This window comes from Polaromonas sp. P4_F9, from assembly GCF_056401235.1.
The window spans coordinates 74,105-93,365 of the sequence record NZ_JBFUJT010000023.1; the positions used below are offsets into that span (position 1 = coordinate 74,105).

Here is a 19,261-nt window from a genome sequence, read left to right on the forward strand (position 1 = left end):
TTTGCATGGCTTGGCCGTTATTGGCAATTTACGATGACGTGGATGAGCTCCGCAATCTCCCTCCCTTCCCCGCCCACCCGGGCAGCACCGCTGCTGGTCCCCGCCTTGATCGCCTGCTATGTGGTGTGGGGTTCCACCTACCTGGCGATCCGTTTCGCACTGGTGAGCTTCCCGCCTTTTTTCCAGATGGGCACCCGCTTCCTGGTGGCGGGCATGCTGGTCATGGCCTGGGTGATCATCCGCCGGCAGGCTCTCCCTACCCTGCGCGAATGGCGCAATGCGCTCGCCATAGGCACGCTGATGCTCGGCGGCGGCATGGGGCTCACCGCCAGTGCGGAAGTCCACATTGGCTCCGGCCTGATCGCCACCTTCATTGCGGTGGTTCCCCTGATGGTGTCCGCATGGGGCCTGTTGCTGGGCCAACGCCCCAGCCGGCTGGAACTGGCGGGCATGGCCGTGGGGGTGGCTGGCGTGCTGCTGCTGGTGAGAGGCGCCAGCTTTTCCGCGGCGCCCGTGGGCCTGGCCTGCATCGCAGGCGCAACCCTGCTGTGGTCGCTGGGCTCCGTGTTGTCCACCGAACGACTGCCTCTGGCCAACGGCCCCGCGGGTTTCGCGAGTGAAATGTTGTGTGGCGGCGCGGTGTTAATGGCGATCTCTCTTGCACTGGGTGAGCAGCACGAGGTCGCCAGCAACTGGCCTTTCCAGCCCGCAGCCATGATGGCCTGGCTGTACCTCGTGGTGTTCGGCTCGCTAATAGCGTTCAGCGCCTACCTCTACCTGCTGGCCAATTCCTCCCCTGCAGTGGCCACCAGCTATGCCTTTGTGAACCCGTTGATCGCGATTTTTCTGGGTGCGTTTTTTGCCGGCGAGCAAGTCACCCGTGGCGAGTGGGTGGCTTGCGGTGTGATTCTCACAGGCGTTTTTTTGATTTTCAGAGGTAAATCTGCAACAGGCGGGCGCAAATAAAGTGCTTTTTCGCTATGAAACTGCGTTTTTCTCCAGTAGCATCCGCATTGCCGCAAGGAAGTAGTTATCCCTGCGGTGATTTATCAACTTCTAGAAGGAAAATCAATCATGGCAACTGCAAAAAAAGCACCGGCTAAAAAAGCGCCTGCTAAAAAGGCTGCTCCGGCAAAGAAAGTAGCTGCGAAGAAAGCAGCTCCTGCCAAGAAGGTCGCCGCAAAAAAAGCAGCGCCCGCCAAAAAGGTAGCTGCGAAGAAAGCAGCGCCTGCCAAGAAGGTTGCGGCCAAAAAGCCAGCAGCGAAAAAAGCGCCCGCCAAAAAGCGTACGCCCAATGCAGCGTTCATGAAAGCGCTGACCTTGAGCCCCGCCCTGGCTGCCGTGGTGGGCGACAAGCCTCTGCCACGCACCGAAATTGTCAGCAAGCTGTGGGTTTACATCAAATCCAAGGGCCTGCAGGACAAGGTCAACAAGCGCATGATCAATGCCGACGAAAAGCTCAAGGCCGTATTTGGCAAACCGCAAGTGTCGATGTTCGAGATGGCTGGCCTCATTGGCAAGCACGTCAAGTAATCGGCTTTGCCGACACCCCAAAGGCCGGTTTCCACCGGCCTTTTTTTATGCTCCGACGCACTGCCTGCCGAAAGCAGCGCCTCGAAACGCGCCGACGGATCCGTCGCTGCTCACTGGCGTCTCGTGGCACGCTTCCTGCGTAACCCCGTGGCCTCGCGATCATCAAAAGCTTCGCGAGGCAATACGGGTTACTCGGTAGCAGATTGCCGGCAACCCTGCCAAAAATAAACGGGTTTGTTGATAAGATAAAAATTTGCCTGCGACGCTACCGGCTACCGGCGCGCGAAGGTACAAAACCATCATTTCATGCACATGCATCCAATAAAAACCAGCGTGGCAAAGATTTTCGTGATCCCGATTTGCCGCTTCCACGATGAATTTTCTGCAGCCCGCGTGAGTGCCTGCCAGGGTCGCCCACAATAATGCTCCGCTTTATTTTTACCCGGTTCAGCCTGATCATCCCCACTTTTTTGGGCATGACACTGCTGGCCTTTTTTCTGATCCGCCTGGTGCCGGGCGACCCCATCGAAACCCTCGCTGGGGAGCGTGGCATTGATCCGGTGCGGCATGCACAGCTGCTCAAGGAATACGGCCTGGACCGGCCGATTCTGGTGCAGTACGGCATCTACATCGGCCGCGTGCTCAATGGCGATCTCGGCAAATCCCTCATCACGCAGGAACCCGTGCTGCGTGAATTCCTGACGCTTTTCCCCGCCACCATCGAACTGGCTCTCTGCGCGATTGTGTTCGCCCTGGTGATCGGCATTCCTGCCGGCATTCTGGCCGCGGTCAAGCGCAACTCGATACTGGACCACGGGGTCATGGGCGTCTCCCTGACCGGTTACTCCATGCCGATTTTCTGGTGGGGCCTGCTGCTGATCCTGCTTTTTTCGGTGCAGCTCGGCTGGACCCCTGTCTCGGGCCGTATGGCGGTGCAGTACTTCATTGAACCCACGACCGGCTTCCTGCTCATCGACTCGCTACTGTCGGAGGACAAAGGCGCATTCTGGTCGGCTGCATCGCACCTGATTTTGCCGATGATTGTGCTGGGGACCAACCCGCTGGCGGTGATCGCACGCATGACGCGCTCGGCCATGCTGGAAGTGCTGGGTGAAGACTACATCCGGACCGCACGCGCCAAGGGTCTTTCCAACCTGCGCGTCGTCGCCCTGCATGCCCTGCGCAATGCCTTGATCCCGGTGGTGACCGTGATCGGCCTGCAGGTCGGCGTCCTGTTCACGGGGGCCATCCTCACCGAGACCATCTTTTCCTGGCCCGGCGTCGGCAAATGGCTGATCGAAGCCATCAGCCGCCGCGACTACCCGGTCCTGCAAGGCGGCATCCTGCTGCTGGGCGCGATCGTGATGGCGGTCAACCTGCTGGTGGACATCACCTACGGCATCATCAACCCACGCATCAGGTATCAGCGATGAGCACGGCCACCTTGAAAACAGCAACCGTTGCGCCGGGTACACCACCGGCACCGCCGCATCCGCTGCGCGAGTTCTGGAGCTACTTCAGCTCCAACCGCGGCGCCGTCATGGGCCTGATCATTGTGGTCGGTGTTCTGCTGGTCGCACTTTTCGCGCCCTGGCTGGCGCCGCACCCACCCAACATCACCAACAATGCGGTGTTTCTCAAACCCCCTGCCTGGCAGACGGGCGGATCGTGGACCTACCCCCTGGGCACCGACGCGATCGGCCGCGACATCCTGTCGCGCCTGATGCACGGCGCCCGCCTGTCCCTGGTTATCGGGCTGGCCGTGGTTACGCTGTCGGTGGTGGTCGGGACCGTGCTGGGCCTGCTGTCGGGATTTTTCCGCGGCATCTTCGAGATCGCGGTCATGCGCCTGATGGACATCATCCTGACCCTGCCCAGCCTGCTGCTGGCCATCGTCATCGTGGCCATCCTGGGCCCCGGCCTGATGAATGCGATGCTGGCCGTCGCCATCGTGGTGCTGCCGCATTACGTGCGCATTACCCGCGCGGCGGTGATTGCCGAAACCTCCCGTGACTACGTTACCGCCGCGCGCATGAGCGGTGCCAGCCGCGCCCGCCTGATGTTCAGCGAAATCCTTCCGAACTGCACGGCGCCCCTGATCGTGCAAGCCTCGCTGGGGGTGTCCACCGCCATCCTGGATGCGGCGGCGCTGGGCTTTCTGGGTCTTGGCGCCCAGCCGCCCTCCCCGGAATGGGGCACCATGCTGGCTGACGCCCGCGAATTCGTGCTGCGTGCCTGGTGGGTGGTGACTTTCCCCGGCCTCGCGATTTTGATCACTGTGCTGGCCTTCAACCTGCTCGGAGACGGACTGCGCGATGCGTTCGATCCAAAACTTAAACGATGAACAAGATCCACCCACCCCTCATGAGCCTCTTCGCAAGTAACAGCGCGGAACCGGCTTCGCCGGGCCGCAGCTGTTGCCCCCGGAGGGGGGATCCGGCTACACGAAGTGAGCCGAGAAGGGGGAGTTACTAAACATGGCCCTGCTTGAAATAGAAAACCTGTCCGTCGAGTTTCCCTCGCAAAACGGCATCATGTACGCCGTTGACGGCGTCAGCCTGTCGCTCGAAGAAGGCGAAGTGCTGGGTATCGTCGGTGAATCCGGCTCCGGAAAAAGCGTCACCATGATGGCGCTGATGGGGCTCGTGGCCTATCCGGGACGGGTTCGCGCCGACAAACTCCGCTTTGCCGGCCATGACCTGCTATCCCTGTCGGCCAGCGAGCGCAGCAAGCTCACCGGCAAAGACGTGGCCATGATTTTTCAGGAGCCCACGACCAGCCTGAACCCCTGCTTCACCGTCGGCTTTCAAATCACCGAAACCCTGCGCCTGCATTTGGGCATGGACCGCAAGGCCGCCACGCGCAAGGCCATAGAACTGCTCGAGCAGGTTGGTATCAATTCGCCCGAAAGCCGCTTGAAAGCCTATCCGCACCAGCTGTCGGGCGGCATGAATCAGCGCGTGATGATCGCCATGGCCATTGCCTGCAATCCGCGCCTGCTGATTGCCGACGAACCCACCACAGCCCTGGATGTGACCATCCAGGCGCAAATCCTGGACCTGCTGCGCAGCCTGCAAAAGGAGCGCGGCATGGCCCTGGTGCTCATTACCCACAACATGGGCGTGGTATCCGAAATGGCGCAACGTGTAGCCGTCATGTATGCCGGCCAGATCATGGAAGAGCAAAGCTCGCACGCGCTTTTCAACACCCCCCAGCACCCCTATACCGAAGCGCTGCTGTCAGCCCTGCCGGAGCGCAGCGATGGCAGCACCCGCCTGGCGACCATCCCCGGCATGGTGCCCGGCCTTTACGATCGGCCAGCCGGCTGCCTGTTTGCGCCGCGTTGCGCCTACGCCACCGAGCATTCGCGCACCGAGCGCCCGTTGCTGCGCGCCTGGAAAGACGGCAAGGTGCGCTGCCACTATCCGCTGGGTGACCCCGACCGTGAAGCGGCCATACTGCGCGACACCCCTGTGCTGGTGGAGGAGGCACCATGAGCGCGCTGCAAGATGCCCCGGCGCTGTCAGCGCTGGCAGCGCAGCCCGTGGTGGAAGCCCGGGATCTCAAGCGCGTTTATGAAATACGGCGCGGCTTCATGCGCGCCCCCGATCACCTGCAGGCCGTCGGCGGCGTCTCCTTTGCAGTCCATGCCGGCAAGACACTGGCCGTCGTGGGGGAATCGGGCTGCGGCAAGTCCACGCTGGCGCGCATGGTTTCCCTCATTGAAACCCCTACCAGCGGCCAGCTGCGCATCAAGGGCGTAGATGCGGTCACCGCACGTCACGAAGAGCGCCAGGGCCTTCGCAAGGCTGTGCAGCTGGTGTTCCAGAACCCTTACGGCTCGCTCAATCCGCGCAAGAAGGTCGGCGCCATTCTGGAAGCACCGCTCGAAATCAATACCGACCTGTCTCCCGCCGACCGTGCCGCGCGCGCGCGCGCCATGCTCGCCAAGGTGGGCCTGCGCCCCGAGCACTATGACCGATATCCCCACATGTTTTCGGGGGGGCAGCGCCAGCGCATCGCCATCGCACGCGCCCTGATGCTCAACCCCACCCTGGTGGTGGCCGACGAACCGGTGTCGGCGCTGGACGTGTCAATTCAGGCCCAGGTGCTGAACCTGCTGGCCGACCTGCAGCAGTCGATGGGGCTGGCCTACCTGTTCATCTCGCATGACCTGGGCGTGGTGCGCCACATTGCCCACGATGTACTGGTGATGTACCTCGGCCATGCGGTCGAGCAAGGCGAAAAAAACGCGCTGTTCGCGCAGCCACTGCATCCTTACACCCAGGCCTTGCTGGCATCCACACCAGGCCTGGCTGGCAGCACTGGGGTCAGGCACCGCATTGTGCTCAAGGGCGAATTGCCCTCACCGCTCAATCCGCCCACGGGCTGCGTGTTTTCCACCCGTTGCCCCCATGTGACCGATCGATGCCGTGCCGAAAGGCCGGTTCTGCGCGAAGTGGCAGGCCGGCAGGTGGCTTGCCACTATGCAGAAAATTTCATTACCGCGTGATATGGTGCAGTACAAACCATGTATTGCCCCATGCCACGTTTTTCAAAGACCGGGGAGCGCAGAACACAATTCGCGCAAACTGGCCGCCAGCCCGCTGCATCGCAGCATTAACCCCCAAAGGGAGTCCATCAAATGATTCAGACCAAACCAAGTGCAAGCCGGCTACGCCCGGTCCAGCGCGCATTGCTGTGCGCGGTCGCCCTGCCAGCATTGCTGGCGCTCACGCCAGTCTCCGCCAAGACGCTGGTGTTCTGCTCTGAAGGCAGTCCTGAAAACTTCTACCCCGGTATCAACACCACGGGTACCTCGTTTGATGCCAACGAACCGATCTACAACCGCATCGTGGAGTTCGAGCGTGGTGGCACCAAGGTCATTCCCGGTCTGGCCGAGAAATGGGACATTTCCGCCGACGGCAAGGAGTACACCTTCTACCTGCGCAAAGGTGTGAAATGGCATAACACCAACAAGGGTTTCAAACCCACGCGCGACTTCAATGCCGACGACGTGCTGTTCATGTTCGAGCGCCAGTGGAAGGAAGACAACGCCTTCTTCAAGGTTACCAGCCCTAACCACTCCTACTTCAGCGACATGGGCATGCCCAAGCTGCTGAAATCGGTGCAAAAAGTCAACGACTACACCGTCAAGGTCACGCTTGACAAACCTGAAGCGCCATTCCTGTCCAACCTGGCCATGCCTTATGCAGCGGTGCAGTCCAAGGAATATGCCGACGCCATGCTCAAGGCCGGCACGCCTGAAAAAATTGACCAGGACCCTATTGGTACCGGCCCCTTCTACCTGGTGCAGTACCAGAAAGACGCGATCATTCGCTACAAGGCGTTCCCCGCACACTGGGCCGGCAAAGCGAAAATTGACGACCTGGTTTACGCCATCACCCCGGACGCGTCGGTACGATGGGCGAAGCTGCAAAAGGGCGAGTGCCATGTCATGCCCTACCCCGCTCCGGCTGACCTCGAGGCCATCCGCAAGGACCCGAATATCCAGGTCATCGAGCAGCCCGGTTTGAACGTGGGCTATATGGCTTACAACACCACGAAAAAACCGTTCGATGACGTGCGCGTTCGCAAGGCCATCAACATGTCCATCAACAAGAAAGCCATTGTTGACGGCGTGTACCTGGGCACCGGCATTCCCGCGAAAAACCCGATCCCACCGTCGATGGCTGCCTACAACGACAGTATCAAGGACGATGCGTACAACCCTGAAGCCGCCAAAAAACTCCTGGCAGAAGCAGGCTACCCGAACGGTTTCACCACCGATTTGTGGGCCATGCCGGTACAGCGCCCCTACAACCCCAACGCCAAACGCATTGCCGAGCTGATGCAGGCGGATCTGGTCAAAGTGGGCGTCACGGCCGAGATCAAGAGCTTTGAGTGGGGCGAGTACCGCAAGCGCCTGCAGGCGGGCGAGCACCAGATGGGCATGCTGGGCTGGACCGGCGACAACGGCGATCCGGACAACTTCATGTACACCCTGCTCGGTTGCGCTTCGGCCCAGTCCGCCAGTGGTTCCAACATCGCCAAGTTCTGCTACCAGCCTTATGAAGATCTGGTCCTGAAAGCCAAGACTGTCACCAACCCGGCTGAGCGCACCAAGCTCTACCAGCAGGCGCAGGTCATCTTTAAAGAGCAGGCTCCCTGGTTCACCATTGCCCATGCGGTGCAGCTCAAGCCGGTACGCAAGAGCGTGATCGACTTCAAGAACAGCCCGTTTGGTCGCCACAACTTCTACGGCGTCGACATCAAGGAATAGGCCGTAGCGGGATGGGAAACGCCGGGGTTCTCCCGGGCGTCCTCCAAAACGCTGAAGCGTAAGATGCCCTCCTGGGATCCGGGAGGGTTTTTTTTTGCCAGGTCAACGCTCCACTCCAGCGTGCTCTTGCCGCTCTTCCACCGCTTGCAAGAGGACAGGATTTACGCCAAGCCTTGCAAGGGGCCACAATGCACCGACCTGGGGTAGGCCCGTCGCCAAAGGGCTTCTGTGAAGGTCATGCCCAAACCATAGGCGAGATGATCCATGCTGGAGTATTTGGTCAACCTGATCGGACGCCTGGGGCAATGGGGCTACCTGGTTGTCTTCCTTGGAGCGATGCTTGAATCAGCAGCTTTTTTGGGATTGCTCATTCCAGGAGAGAGTCTTGTGTTGGTTGCAGGCTTCTTTGCGGCACAAGGCTTGCTCGATGTCGATGTGCTGATCATCACCGTCGCGATGGGGGCGGCGCTGGGCGACAGCATTGGCTACGAATTGGGGCGCCGGATGGGGCGTCCGGCATTGGTTCGCTATGGCAGTCGCTTCGGACTGACTGAGGCGCGCGTCGGTAAAGCGGATGCTTTTTTTACACGGCACGGTAGCAAGGCAGTGTTCCTCGGGCGATTCGTTGGCTTTGCCCGCGCCCTGGTGCCCTTCCTTGCCGGCTCGTCCCGAATGACCTACCGGAAGTTCCTGTCCTATAACGCTGGCGGTGCGGTACTGTGGGCCTCTGGTGTGGTGTTGCTGGGGTACTTTTTGGGCGCCAGCTGGCAGACGGCTGAGCGATGGATCGGACGCGCCAGCGCCATCCTTGGCGGCATCGTGGTGTTCGTGTTGTTGCTTGTCTGGCTGTGGCGCTGGACGGTGCGGCATGAGACCGCAATCAAACAAGCCTGGACTGGTTTTCTTCAGCGCCCACGCGTTAAGGCATTGCGCCACCGCTTTGCGCCACAAATTGCGTTTGTACAGGCCAGGTTGTCGCCCCAAAGCTATCTTGGGTTGCAGCTGACCATAGGGGCAACAGTTCTGATCGGCGCAAGCTGGTTATTTGGCGGGATTACAGAAGACGTGATAACCGGCGACCCGCTGACTCTCGTCGATTTGCAAGTGGCGCAATGGTTTCATGCCCATTCCACAGAACGGTTGACCCGGGCAATGCTGGCGGTGACTCATCTACACGACCCAATTTCCATCGCGCTGGCTGTAGCGTTGATCGCAGCCTGTCTGGCCTGGAAGCGGAACTGGTACTGGCTGATCTGCGTGAGCATGGCAGTCCCGTTCGGAATGCTGCTAAATGTTTTCATGAAGTATGCAATTCACCGGGCGCGCCCCAGCTTCGACAACCCGCTGGTGGTGCTGACGACTTACAGCTTTCCCAGCGGTCATGTCGCTGGAGCGACCTTGTTTTATGGCGTCATAGCGGCAATGCTGATAACGAAAATCAACGCCTGGCGCTGGCGTGTCATGGTGGTACTCGTTGCGATCACGCTGGTGGCACTGGTAGCGCTGACGCGTGTGTATCTCGGTGTTCATTACCTCAGTGATGTGCTGGCAGCGTTTGCGGAAGGAATTGCCTGGTTGACGCTATGCCTTACCGGAATGCACACCTATTGGGAGCACCGTTTTTCCGGACAAGGCAAGAAATAGCAAAGACGGTTATAGATCGTTATAGACCAATAGCCCATATAAAACCTCGATAGCTTGCTATTTTTTTTGTAGCGATTGAGTCAATGCAGTCTGAGTAATTGACGACAGCGTGCCGCGCGTGGTGATGACTTCCGGGTCCAGCGTGACCTCGATCACCGTGCCCTCCTTGCGCGCCAGTGCGGCCAGCAGCTCGGCCTCGAATTCGGCGGTGCGCGCGATGCGCACACCCGCATAGCCGTAGGCACGCGCCAGGGCGGCGAAGTCCGGGTTGTTCAGGCGGGAGCCGCTCTCGTGCTGCGGGTACTCCCTTTCCTGGTGCATGCGTATGGTTCCGTACATACCGTTGTTGAGCAGCACGATGATGCTTTTGGCGCCATGCTGCACCGCTGTGGCCAGCTCCTGGCCGTTCATCAGGAAGTCGCCGTCGCCCGCAATCGTGAAAGCCACCCGGCCGGTCGTGATGGCCGCCGCAATGCCCGCCGGCACACCATAACCCATGGCGCCCACGGTGGGCGCCAGCTGCGTCTTGTGGCCCTTGACGAGGCCGTGGTGCCGGTAGAAGCGGTGCACCCAGCTCGCGAAGTTGCCCGCGCCGTTGGTCAGTACCGCATCTTCCGGCAAATGCTTTTGCAACAGGCCGACGATGGCAGGCATGTCGATATCGCCCGGCAGATTGGCCGAAGGCGTCGGCTTGAGGTTTTCCAGATAGTCCTCGTTCGCCGACGCCGTCCAGGCCTCCCAGGCTACCGTCACCGGCGCCGTCAGCACCTCCAGCGAGCGCGCAGCGGCATTCATGGTGGCGTTGATGGCCAGGTCGGCCTGGTAGACGCGGTTGAGCTCTTCGGCACTTGAATGGATGTGCACCAGCTTCTGCTTGGGCCGGGGCGCTTCCAGCAAGGTGTAATTGCCGGTCGTCATTTCCCCCAGGCGCGGGCCGATGGCGAGGATGAGGTCGCTGGCCTTGATGCGCGCGGCCAGTTTGGGGTTGAGGCCGATTCCCACGTCGCCGGCGTATTGCGGATGGTGGTTGTCAAACGTGTCCTGGAAACGAAAGGCGTTGCCCACCGGCAGTTTCCAGTTTTCGGCAAAGCGCTGCAAGGCCTGCGCCGACTGCGGCGTCCAGCCGCCGCCCCCGGCAATGACAAACGGCCGCTGCGATTGGAGCAGCATCTCGCGCAGCGTACGCACGGAGCCGGGGTCGCTCCAGGCCTGGACCGCCTCCACGCGGGGCAAGGGCTGGGCGCCGGTCATCTGCGTCAGCATGTCTTCAGGCAACACCAGCACGACCGGACCGGGCCTGCCGTTCATGGCCGTCGCAAAAGCACGCGCCACATACTCGGGAATCCGGTCGGCGTCGTCAATGCGCTCCACGCGCTTGGCAAAGCCCTTGGTGCTTGGTCCGAAAAAGCTGGCGTAATCCACCTCCTGGAAGGCCTCCCGGTCGCGGCAGTCGCTGGCCACATCGCCCACCAGCAGCACCATGGGCGTCGAGTCCTGAAACGCGGTGTGGACACCGATGGAAGCGTTGGTGGCGCCCGGCCCACGCGTCACCATGCAAACGCCCGGCCGGCCGGTGAGCTTGCCGTGCGCCTCGGCCATGAAGGCCGCACCGCCCTCCTGGCGGCAGGTGATGAATTCAATCTGGCCCTGACGTGCATGCAAGCCGTCAAGGACGGCCAGGTAGCTTTCACCGGGTACGCCAAACGCATGGGTAACGCCCTGGGCAATCAGGCAGTCAACGAGAAGGTGGCCCGCAAGTTGTGTAGTCATGGGCCGTATTGTGCCGCGCTGGGAAATTGCCCCCACGCTTGTCACTTCGTGTACTGCGCGAGGCCTTGCAGGCCGCGGCTCGCGAGACGCTTCGCCTCTGTCGCCCGTCCAAGCCTGCGCAGGCAGGCTTGGAGCCGCGGGCTCCAGCCCCTCGGGGGCCGTTTTCCTTGGGGCGGCCCTGTGGAAAAATGCCGCCGTGCTTTCAGGGTCCTATTCGTCCTGAGCCTGTCGAAGGATGCTCCAAGGAGGCTGTACTTGCCCGGGCCGCCCAATCAGATCAGTTCGGATAGGGGGCGCACTGCTGCCGTATCGACCGGGGGAAATGCGCTACTCGGGCGTGTTGTTGTCGCTGTCTGCACCGCCGGCTGCCAGTGCCTGCTTGGCCAGCTCTTCGTCACTCAACGGTGGCGCATCCTCAAGAGCCGCCAGTTCTTCAAGAAACTCCTGCGTCGGCTCTTCATGCTCCAGCAGCACTTCTTCAAGCTTTTGCTGGCCAGTCTCGACATGTACCGAAGGTGAATGCAGTGCAGTGGGCGGCACAGGAAATTTCTCGCCGAGTTCGAATTTCAGCGCCTGTGATTTCTCGTCGACCCAATGCGCGAAATCGCCGCCTTGGGGGGGATTCGAATTGCTCATGCCGTCATCTCCTTGCTTGCGTTGCGGTTCCGGCGCGGGTGGCCGGCTCTGCTCCGGCTTCATTATGGCGCTATGTTCGACGCAGTGGTAGTACCCCAATAGATTCACAGATTCACGCGTCAGGGCTTATGAGCGGTCAGCCGCCCGGCGACCGTGAAGCGCCCGCCGCCTTGGGGCGTGAGCACCACCATCTCCGCCATGCCGGGTGAAATGCCGGTTAGCGCCGCGATGGTGGAGCCGTGCGAAACCAGCACCGTGTTGCCGCCCGCAGGTAGCTGGCTGGCCAGCGGTTTGAGCTCAGCCACCTGACGGGCCGCCAGCTCCGGACGGCCAAACAGGTTGCCCAGCGCCGGCGAGATCTCGGGGGCCTTGCCGAAGGCCAGCCTGGCGGTTTCGGTGCAACGGCACCATGGGCTGGAGAGCAGCTTCCCCACCGCAACGCCTCGGGTACGGAAAGCGTCGCCAAGCTGCCGCGCATGGGCGCGGCCCTCGTCGTTCAGGTTGCGCTGCGTGCTGCAATCGCCGAGCGTCATTCCCTCCGGGTCGCCCACGCCCGGGGTCGTCAGCGCGTGCCGGATCAGGATAACCTGGCCGCCGCCCTTGAGCAGCGACCACAGCGCTTCATCGGCCGACGCGAACGGCGTCCAGGCCAGCGCGGCAAGCAACAGCGGGAGCAGCCGCGCGATTCGGCTCAGGTTCATCATGCAGTCTCCGTAGGATGGGCATTGATTGGTATTCATACTACGCCGCCCGCCTTGTCCCTGCCCTTGTCCCTGTGTTAGTGTGGTGTTGCACGCTATCAGGCACATAAAACCGCGCTTTTTTTCCCATGGCCGCGTTGCAAATCCTCGCCATGGTTGGGCTATGGCTGCGGTTTTCGCCTTGCCCTGAACAAAAATCCATCGGTTTTATGGGTACCTGCAAGCATGCAACACCACACCGGTCTGGAAAAATGAGACGCCGCACCCTGCTGCTGCACCTGCTTCCCGCGTCAAGCGCGCTGGGCATGGTGGGAGCCTACGCACAAAACGCTGCGCCGTCACTGCCGATGTCCAGGCCCGTTCCCTCGTCCGGCGAACAGATTCCGGTGGTCGGGCTGGGCAGCTGGATCACCTTCAACGTCGGCAACGACCGCCCGGCGCGCGCGCATTGCGCCGAGGTCATGCGCCATTTTTTCGATGCCGGCGGCCGCCTGATCGATTCCTCGCCGATGTACGGCTCCTCGCAAGGCGTGATTGGCGATGGCCTGCAAAAACTCTCGGTACAGCAGCGCGTCTTTTCCGCCGACAAGGTCTGGACTTCCTCGGCCGGGGCGGCGCAGATCGAGATGTCGCGCCGGCTCTGGCGGCTGCCTCGTTTCGACCTGCTGCAGGTTCACAACCTGGTGGCCTGGCAGGAACAGCTGCCACTGCTGCAGGCCATGAAAGCCGCAGGCCAACTGCGTTACGTGGGAATCACCACCTCGGAGGGGCGCCGCCACCACGAGATGGAACAGATCATGCGCGGCCACCGTATTGACTTCGTACAGCTCAGCTACAACCTGCTCGATCGCGAGGCTGAAGAGCGGCTGCTGCCGCTGGCGCGCGAGCGTGGCATCGCCGTGCTGGTCAACCGGCCGTTCCGCCAAGGCGCCCTGCTGCACCAGCTGCAGCGCCATCCGCTACCGGCCTGGGCCAGCGAGATCGACTGCGCGAACTGGGCCCAGTTCGCGCTGAAGTTCATCGTCTCTCACCCCGCGGTGACCTGCGCGATTCCCGCCACCAACCATGTGGCCCACGTGCGCGAAAACATGGGCGCAGCGTTCGGCCGGATGCCTGACGAGGCGTTTCGCAGGCGCATGGCCGCTCACATCGAGAGGCTGTGAGCCATGTCCGAGTGGTGGACCTACCGGCTCTCGGACTTCCTGATGTTTTCACCCGGGACTTATTGGCGCCTGGTCGAGCTCTACAACCGCGATGTCTGGCCGGCGCAGCTGGTCGCACTCGCCGCCGGCCTCGCCTCGCTTTGGCTGGCCGGGACCCGGCGCGCCGGTGCAGGCCGTGTGCTCACGGCCCTGCTCGCCGCGGCCTGGCTCTGGGTGGGCTGGGCCTTTCATTGGCAGCGCTACTCAACGATCAACTGGGCGGCGCCCTACTTCGCCGTGGCGTTCGCCGTCCAGGCCGTGCTGCTTGTTGCCCTGGGGGTGTTGCTCCGCGACGCGCACGCACCGACCGCCGGCGTCACCGTGCAACGCCTCGGCTGGCTGCTGGCCGTGACGGGCGTGGTGCTCTACCCGCTGGCCGGGCTGCTCGCTGGCCACCCGCTGCGCCAAGCGGAGGTGTTCGGTATGGCGCCGGAGCCGACAGCACTGGCCAGCCTGGGCCTGCTGCTGGCCAGCGGGCACCCGCCATCACGCGCCCTCCGCTGCTTGCTGGCCATCATTCCCACGCTTTCCCTGCTGGCGGGCGCGGCGACCTTGTGGTCGATGGCTGGCTGATCGCCTTATTCCATTTCTAACTCGATACGAGATGAGGCGCACCGCCGCAGACAGTGCTGTAACGGCCAAGGCGGGGCAACGACATATCGTGTTGAAGCAGGAACGGAATCAGTACGCCACCGCGTAGCGATAGCCGCGATACTTCAGCACCGCGGTCTTGGCACGGATCTGCTCCAGCACCACGCCCGGGGCCGGCACTGCGCCTTCGCCCACCACCTGGCCGTTGACAATCAGCATGCGCTGCGCTGGGTTGTCGGAATAGACGCCGCCGCTGATGGCCAGCTTGGGCAGGTCACGCTGTACATCGGCCGGCAATTCATTGACGGACAGCAAGCGATCAGGGGCTGCCGCTGCGGGCGCCGGTGAGGAAGCCGCCAGCGCCGGAGCCGGCTTTCGCGCTTCACGCAAAGGAACCGCGGGCGGGGCCACAGGCGCGGCGGGCGGTGGTGCTGCAGGCAACACCTCGGTCGCCGGCAGAGGCCTGATCACGGCAGGCGCCGGGGACGTGCCGGTCCCTGCAGCGGGCAAATACACGGCCGGTGGCGCGTCAGGCCCGGCCAGCTGCCATGCCGCCACAGCCAGCAAGCCGGCGCCGATGACCACTGCCCCTCCCAGCCAAAACCGGGTCTGAGGGCCTTCAGGTGGCTCGAGTGCCGACATCTGCAAGGGCTGAGCATGGATGCCCCGTGCCGGGTCGCGTTCGCGCTGGGCGTCGGCTTTCCGAAGTGCGTCGAGAATGTAAGACATGGGGTCAAGGCCCGGTTCGAAGGCGCGGCTCGTCCACGCCGGCCGTGCGATTGAGCTGCATAAAAGTCAACGGCCCGAGTCGGCCGTCCGTGGGCAGGCCCTGGGCCAGTTGAAAAGTGCGCAGGCGAGCTCTGAGCGAGGCATCCAGCACGGGCCGGCCCGCCTGCGGCGCCGTGCCATCCACCGCGGTCAACCGGGTCGCAACCCATTCGACCACCGGACCGTGCTGACCATCAAGGGGGCGGCCTCCATAACCGGCGGGTGAACGCCAGAGCGTGGAAAAGTCGCCTTGCCAGCGCGCGGCCAGCGCGGCCAGTGTGACGGTCTGCTCGGTGCCTCCGGCGCGCAAGGTGGCGCTGTCGTCTGTCAGGGCGGTGAGCAAGGCAAAGGAAGGCGAGCCGCTCTGGCTGTCGAGCTTGACGATGCCGGGGCGGCCCAGCTGGCGGATCAGGGCCAGACTGGTGTTGCTGCTGAAGCACCGCACCTGCTCGCGCTGCAGCGCCTGGCAGGGGTCGCCCTCCCCGGGGGTCAGTTTCCAGGCCTGCGCCAGTTCGCGCCAGGCCTGGCCTTCGTCGCGCAGCAAGGTGGGGGGCGGTGCGGGCGGAGCGAGGGTTGCGTCGGCTGCCGCAGCGGCCACCACCGGTCCGGAGGCCGCAACCGCTGCAATCTCGGACGCTTGCTGCGCTTGCGGCACCTGCGTCGCAAGGCGGGCCGTGGCGAGCAGCCCGGCGCCGGCGGCGACACTCAGGCCCACCAAGGCAAGGCTGCGCTGCCAACGCCATGGTGCGCGCACCGGCTGGTCGAACACCTCGTCCGCCGCCTTGTTGACGATGCCGCGGTTGACCGTGGCCTGGCCGCCCGCAAAGGCTCCCAGCAAGGCACGATCGCACAACAGGTTGATGCGGCGGGGCACGCCGCGCGCCCGCTGGTAAATGCGTTTGAGCGCCTTGCGATCGAACGGCAGCGCGCGATTCAGGCCCGACACTTCAAGGCGGTGCAGGATGTACTGCGCCGTCTCGGCCTCGGTGAGTGCATCGAGGTGAAAGCGTGCGATTACGCGCTGAGCCAGTTGCTCCAGTTCGGGCCGCTGCAGCATGGTGCGCAGCTCGGGCTGGCCGATCAGGACGATCTGCAGCAGCTTGCGCTCGCTGGTTTCCAGGTTGGTGAGCAGGCGCAGCTGCTCCAGCACCTCGGCAGACAGGTTCTGCGCCTCGTCAATGATCAGCACGTTGTTCTGCCCGGCGGCATGGGCCTGCAGCAGGAAGGTGTTGAGCGGGTCGAGGTAATCCTTGACCGTGAGCGGCAGCAGCTCTTTTTGCGGCACCGTGACATGGAACTCGTCGCAGATCGACTGCAGCAGCTCGGTTACCGTGAGCTTGGGATTGAAGATGTAGGCGACGTTGCAGTGGGCCGGAATCTGCTCCAGAAAGCAGCGGCACACCGTGGTCTTGCCAGTGCCAATCTCGCCGGTCAGCAGCACAAAGCCACCTCCGCCGTCCAGCCCATACAGCAGGTGTGCCAGCGCTTCGCGATGCCGATCGCTCATAAACAGCAGCCGCGGGTCCGGAGCGAGCGAAAACGGCGCCTGTGTCAGGCCGAAAAATGGCATGTACATGGGTGCCAAGGATACCGCACCACTATCGTCGGGCGCTAGTAATAAACGACGAATAAACAACGCGCGCTGCGCTGGCTCAGTTGATCCACCCCACCCGTACTGTCTGGTAGCGCTAAAAAGGGCCAGGCAAGAGTGTCAAAACCACTCGGCCGATGCGCCCAAGGCAATGAACAGCGCCAGCGCCGCGCGGTTGGGAAAAGCGCCGGGAGGCTGCCGACTTGGAGCTCTCGAAACCTAGCGCAGTGTTGCGCGCTATCTGGAACATAAAACCGCGTGGTTTGCGCCTTGCCCTGACCCAACATCCATCGCTTTTATTGGTTCCATCAAGCATGCAACACTGCACTAAACCGTCTGAATTCACGCGTCGACAGTTAATTTCCCTTTGGCAAGCATGTCCGTAATGATGGCGCTGTCGGTGGAACCAAACAATGTCGCATTGAAGGCCTCCAGCTGAATCTGATGATCAACCACGCCAGAGCCTTGCGACATGACGTCAATCACCGTCGTATTGGTCCCCGCGTCGTAAGTGAAGTGTAGATAGCTGTCCAGACTCTCAGCGTCGGAGTGCTCACCCACCAGCAGGTCGCGCAAATCCAGAACGTCACTGTTGGCCGACGCGTCAAAATCCGTGATCGTATCGACCGCTCCCACATCGCCACCACCAAACTGGAAGGTGTCGCTGCCCGCGCCGCCGGTGAGCGTATTGTTACCCAGTCCGCCAAGAAGTGTGTCGTTGCCGCTACCGCCATCGAGTATGTCGTCCCCCATCGCACCATAGAGCTGATCGGCACCGGCACCACCAAGCAGCGTGTTGCCACTGGCAACACTGATGATCACATCGCCGCCATCGGTACCAACGTTAGTTTCCCCATCTTTCTCGGCGATCAGCACAGCGGTATTGCTGGTTTCATCCAGCTCCACCGCGGCATAGGTACCAGTTGCACCGGATTCAAACGTGAATTGACCCTCGCCGATCACTGCCTGACCGTCTATCTCGGCCCCGCCTGAACTGGCATTTAAATTGATCGCTTGAATCCCAAGCAAGGAAAGGCTGGAAAGTTCACCGGCCTCGCTGATGCCGTTGCTATTTGCGTCGACCCACACCGCCAGGTCGGAGAAAGCGGCGTCCTGGGCATCAATGACCCCGTCGCCGTTGGTGTCCAGGCTGGCCAGTGCCTGCAAGGCATGATCAAAGCCGCCAGTACCAAAATAAGGTGAAAACACCTCGCGGCCTGTTTCAATCGCGCCAGAACCATCTAAATCCAAAACCAGGATGCCATCCTGCCCAGTGGTCCAAGCAAGCTGCTGCGCGACACCGTCGCTGTTCATATCAAACTGCGCAGACCCGGAAAGATGAATGCCAGCATCGCCAAGGTCGAAAATGATTGGATCGACCAGTACCGTGACGGTGACCGTGGAGCCGCTGACTGAGGCATCAAACTCAATTGTTCTGGCACCCGATGAGATTGACGTTGTGGTGGACGTATACCTTGCATCTGTGGTGTAGTCGGCGATCTCAGTCAGGCTCGCCGTGCTTGTTCCAATGCTGAATATCGGACCATCGTCGCCATTGTTGCCGCCCCGGTCATTGATGCTGTAGTCGAACTTGATTTCAATATTCGCGCTAGCGGGGACATTCGACAATGAAAAAACGATAGAGCGAGCACCCGTTCCCGTCAAATCGAAATCGGTAGCCGTGCTGCCTGCTGCCAATCCACTACTGGAGACAATGGTCGCAGTGGTTAGAACACCGTCCACATAGACTTTGAAGCTGTCATAGTGGGAATCATCATTACCACCCTCCTTGCTGGGCTGATTGATTCTCAAGTAAAGCGTCTGACCGGCCGTCTCGACTGTGTAGTTAGCCGAATCGCTCGCCGCCGCCGGCGCGTTGCCCGCAGGATCCTGCCAGGCTGTGCCGACCGTGATGATGTTGGTAGTGTCATTGATCGCCGAAATGGGCGTTAGGCTGGCAGTGAAGACCTTCGGATCTCCCGTGCCCGTGATCGTACCCAATGTGGCGCTGGTCGTGTCGTAGCTCACATCCGCGCTCGTGAAGTTCGATGGCACCTCGCTGAAGGTGAAGGTCACCGTTGCGACGTCGCCGATCTTGAGCGTCAGGTCGTCAAGCGTGACCGCCACCGTCGGGTTTTCCGTGTCGATCGCAACCGTGGCCGGCGTCGCCGCCTCGTTGGCGTTGAGCGCCGCGTCGGTGAACTTGGCCGCATCCACCGTCACCGAGCCGGTGCCGGTAAAGCCGTTGTCGGCCGTGAAAGTGGCGTGGTAGTGCGTGGCGTCGTCCTGCACCAGGTCCGTCACCGTGCCGTGGGTCGCGCTGATGTCGCCCAGGACGAAGCTGGCGCCCGGCGCCTCGCTGAAGGTGAATGAACTTGGCCGCATCCACCGTCACCGAGCCGGTGCCGGTAAAGCCGTTGTCGGCCGTGAAAGTGGCGTGGTAGTGCGTGGCGTCGTCCTGCACCAGGTCCGTCACCGTGCCGTGGGTCGCGCTGATGTCGCCCAGGACGAAGCTGGCGCCCGGCGCCTCGCTGAAGGTGAA

The 19,261-nt window shown here is 62.0% G+C and carries 17 protein-coding genes and 1 pseudogene; 10 read left to right on the forward strand and 8 right to left on the reverse strand.

The features are described from left to right. The first annotated feature begins 33 nt into the window (after nt 1–33). Both yedA and AC1DUB_RS19415 read left to right on the forward strand, forming a co-directional pair. Nucleotides 34–966 carry a drug/metabolite exporter YedA gene (gene yedA / locus AC1DUB_RS19410; protein ID WP_477730869.1) on the forward strand — a complete coding sequence of 311 codons (933 nt, stop codon included), beginning with the start codon at nt 34–36 and terminating at the stop codon, nt 964–966. Nucleotides 967–1,074: 108 nt separating this feature from the next. Then, on the forward strand, nt 1,075–1,533 hold the full coding sequence (locus tag AC1DUB_RS19415) for an SWIB/MDM2 domain-containing protein (protein ID WP_011483725.1): 459 nt from the start codon (nt 1,075–1,077) through the stop codon (nt 1,531–1,533). Nucleotides 1,534–1,695: 162 nt separating this feature from the next. Here the strand turns inward: AC1DUB_RS19415 and AC1DUB_RS19420 are convergent, their stop codons facing one another. Beyond that, nucleotides 1,696–1,905: a hypothetical protein gene (locus AC1DUB_RS19420; protein ID WP_477720414.1), complete on the reverse strand. Its 210-nt coding sequence runs from the start codon at nt 1,903–1,905 to the stop codon at nt 1,696–1,698. Between the two features lie 50 nt (nt 1,906–1,955). Between AC1DUB_RS19420 and AC1DUB_RS19425 the strand changes: the two genes are divergently transcribed. The 6 genes from AC1DUB_RS19425 to AC1DUB_RS19450 all read left to right on the forward strand — a co-directional run bounded on the left by AC1DUB_RS19425 (nt 1,956) and on the right by AC1DUB_RS19450 (nt 9,460). Then, on the forward strand, nt 1,956–2,966 hold the full coding sequence (locus tag AC1DUB_RS19425) for an ABC transporter permease subunit (RefSeq protein WP_477720415.1): 1,011 nt from the start codon (nt 1,956–1,958) through the stop codon (nt 2,964–2,966). After that, on the forward strand, nt 2,963–3,877 hold the full coding sequence (locus tag AC1DUB_RS19430) for an ABC transporter permease subunit (protein ID WP_477720416.1): 915 nt from the start codon (nt 2,963–2,965) through the stop codon (nt 3,875–3,877). Before AC1DUB_RS19425 ends, AC1DUB_RS19430 begins: the two co-directional genes overlap by 4 nt. A gap of 133 nt (nt 3,878–4,010) precedes the next feature. Then, nucleotides 4,011–5,030: an ABC transporter ATP-binding protein gene (locus AC1DUB_RS19435; RefSeq protein ID WP_477720417.1), complete on the forward strand. Its 1,020-nt coding sequence runs from the start codon at nt 4,011–4,013 to the stop codon at nt 5,028–5,030. Further along, nucleotides 5,027–6,046 carry a peptide ABC transporter ATP-binding protein gene (locus AC1DUB_RS19440; RefSeq protein ID WP_477720418.1) on the forward strand — a complete coding sequence of 340 codons (1,020 nt, stop codon included), beginning with the start codon at nt 5,027–5,029 and terminating at the stop codon, nt 6,044–6,046. The genes AC1DUB_RS19435 and AC1DUB_RS19440 overlap by 4 nt, the downstream gene beginning before the upstream one ends. 132 nt (nt 6,047–6,178) lie before the next feature. Continuing rightward, a complete protein-coding gene (locus tag AC1DUB_RS19445; protein ID WP_477720419.1) occupies nt 6,179–7,816 on the forward strand; it encodes an ABC transporter substrate-binding protein in 1,638 nt (545 codons plus the stop codon). A 264-nt stretch (nt 7,817–8,080) separates the two neighbouring features. Further along, nucleotides 8,081–9,460: a bifunctional DedA family/phosphatase PAP2 family protein gene (locus tag AC1DUB_RS19450; RefSeq protein WP_477730870.1), complete on the forward strand. Its 1,380-nt coding sequence runs from the start codon at nt 8,081–8,083 to the stop codon at nt 9,458–9,460. A 57-nt stretch (nt 9,461–9,517) separates the two neighbouring features. On the opposite strand, the gene AC1DUB_RS19455 is transcribed toward AC1DUB_RS19450, so the two are convergent. From AC1DUB_RS19455 to AC1DUB_RS19465, 3 genes are all read right to left on the reverse strand, one after another. Continuing rightward, nucleotides 9,518–11,230: a thiamine pyrophosphate-binding protein gene (locus AC1DUB_RS19455; RefSeq protein WP_477720421.1), complete on the reverse strand. Its 1,713-nt coding sequence runs from the start codon at nt 11,228–11,230 to the stop codon at nt 9,518–9,520. A 327-nt stretch (nt 11,231–11,557) separates the two neighbouring features. Beyond that, the gene (locus AC1DUB_RS19460; RefSeq protein ID WP_477720422.1) at nt 11,558–11,866 is read right to left on the reverse strand and encodes a hypothetical protein; all 309 of its coding nucleotides are present in this window, start codon (nt 11,864–11,866) and stop codon (nt 11,558–11,560) included. 119 nt (nt 11,867–11,985) lie between these two features. Further along, entirely contained in the window at nt 11,986–12,570 is a 585-nt protein-coding gene (locus AC1DUB_RS19465) for a histidine phosphatase family protein (protein ID WP_477720423.1), read from the reverse strand. 248 nt (nt 12,571–12,818) lie between these two features. On the opposite strand from AC1DUB_RS19465, the gene AC1DUB_RS19470 reads away from it, so the two are divergent. Together AC1DUB_RS19470 and AC1DUB_RS19475 are read left to right on the forward strand one after the other, a co-directional pair. Beyond that, on the forward strand, nt 12,819–13,730 hold the full coding sequence (locus tag AC1DUB_RS19470; RefSeq protein ID WP_477720424.1) for an aldo/keto reductase: 912 nt from the start codon (nt 12,819–12,821) through the stop codon (nt 13,728–13,730). A gap of 3 nt (nt 13,731–13,733) precedes the next feature. Next, nucleotides 13,734–14,342: a DUF6064 family protein gene (locus tag AC1DUB_RS19475; protein ID WP_477720425.1), complete on the forward strand. Its 609-nt coding sequence runs from the start codon at nt 13,734–13,736 to the stop codon at nt 14,340–14,342. A gap of 108 nt (nt 14,343–14,450) precedes the next feature. On the opposite strand, the gene AC1DUB_RS19480 is transcribed toward AC1DUB_RS19475, so the two are convergent. From AC1DUB_RS19480 to AC1DUB_RS19495, 4 genes and pseudogenes are all read right to left on the reverse strand, one after another. Beyond that, complete coding sequence (locus AC1DUB_RS19480; protein ID WP_477720426.1) at nt 14,451–15,089, reverse strand: general secretion pathway protein GspB; 639 nt, start codon at nt 15,087–15,089, stop codon at nt 14,451–14,453. Between the two features lie 4 nt (nt 15,090–15,093). Continuing rightward, entirely contained in the window at nt 15,094–16,704 is a 1,611-nt protein-coding gene (locus AC1DUB_RS19485; protein WP_477730871.1) for an ExeA family protein, read from the reverse strand. A gap of 357 nt (nt 16,705–17,061) precedes the next feature. Further along, nucleotides 17,062–19,104 (reverse strand): Ig-like domain-containing protein, encoded by a 2,043-nt coding sequence (locus AC1DUB_RS19490; RefSeq protein ID WP_477730872.1) that lies wholly within the window; start codon nt 19,102–19,104, stop codon nt 17,062–17,064. A 25-nt stretch (nt 19,105–19,129) separates the two neighbouring features. After that, nucleotides 19,130–19,225: pseudogene (locus AC1DUB_RS19495) on the reverse strand (hypothetical protein); the annotation flags it as partial. Nucleotides 19,226–19,261: the final 36 nt, after the last annotated feature.

What these genes read in the sequence shown, in the direction of transcription:
- AC1DUB_RS19440 (WP_477720418.1), top strand. Translation starts at nt 5,027, where the DNA reads ATGAGCGCGCTGCAAGATGCCCCGGCGCTGTCAGCGCTGGCAGCGCAG.
- AC1DUB_RS19445 (WP_477720419.1), top strand. Translation starts at nt 6,179, where the DNA reads ATGATTCAGACCAAACCAAGTGCAAGCCGGCTACGCCCGGTCCAGCGC.
- AC1DUB_RS19415 (WP_011483725.1), top strand. Translation starts at nt 1,075, where the DNA reads ATGGCAACTGCAAAAAAAGCACCGGCTAAAAAAGCGCCTGCTAAAAAG.
- AC1DUB_RS19470 (WP_477720424.1), top strand. Translation starts at nt 12,819, where the DNA reads ATGAGACGCCGCACCCTGCTGCTGCACCTGCTTCCCGCGTCAAGCGCG.
- AC1DUB_RS19425 (WP_477720415.1), top strand. Translation starts at nt 1,956, where the DNA reads ATGCTCCGCTTTATTTTTACCCGGTTCAGCCTGATCATCCCCACTTTT.
- AC1DUB_RS19435 (WP_477720417.1), top strand. Translation starts at nt 4,011, where the DNA reads ATGGCCCTGCTTGAAATAGAAAACCTGTCCGTCGAGTTTCCCTCGCAA.
- AC1DUB_RS19455 (WP_477720421.1), bottom strand. Translation starts at nt 11,230, where the DNA reads ATGACTACACAACTTGCGGGCCACCTTCTCGTTGACTGCCTGATTGCC.
- AC1DUB_RS19430 (WP_477720416.1), top strand. Translation starts at nt 2,963, where the DNA reads ATGAGCACGGCCACCTTGAAAACAGCAACCGTTGCGCCGGGTACACCA.
- yedA (WP_477730869.1), top strand. Translation starts at nt 34, where the DNA reads ATGACGTGGATGAGCTCCGCAATCTCCCTCCCTTCCCCGCCCACCCGG.
- AC1DUB_RS19460 (WP_477720422.1), bottom strand. Translation starts at nt 11,866, where the DNA reads ATGAGCAATTCGAATCCCCCCCAAGGCGGCGATTTCGCGCATTGGGTC.
- AC1DUB_RS19450 (WP_477730870.1), top strand. Translation starts at nt 8,081, where the DNA reads ATGCTGGAGTATTTGGTCAACCTGATCGGACGCCTGGGGCAATGGGGC.
- AC1DUB_RS19490 (WP_477730872.1), bottom strand. Translation starts at nt 19,104, where the DNA reads ATGCGGCCAAGTTCATTCACCTTCAGCGAGGCGCCGGGCGCCAGCTTC.
- AC1DUB_RS19475 (WP_477720425.1), top strand. Translation starts at nt 13,734, where the DNA reads ATGTCCGAGTGGTGGACCTACCGGCTCTCGGACTTCCTGATGTTTTCA.
- AC1DUB_RS19480 (WP_477720426.1), bottom strand. Translation starts at nt 15,089, where the DNA reads ATGTCTTACATTCTCGACGCACTTCGGAAAGCCGACGCCCAGCGCGAA.
- AC1DUB_RS19465 (WP_477720423.1), bottom strand. Translation starts at nt 12,570, where the DNA reads ATGATGAACCTGAGCCGAATCGCGCGGCTGCTCCCGCTGTTGCTTGCC.
- AC1DUB_RS19485 (WP_477730871.1), bottom strand. Translation starts at nt 16,704, where the DNA reads ATGTACATGCCATTTTTCGGCCTGACACAGGCGCCGTTTTCGCTCGCT.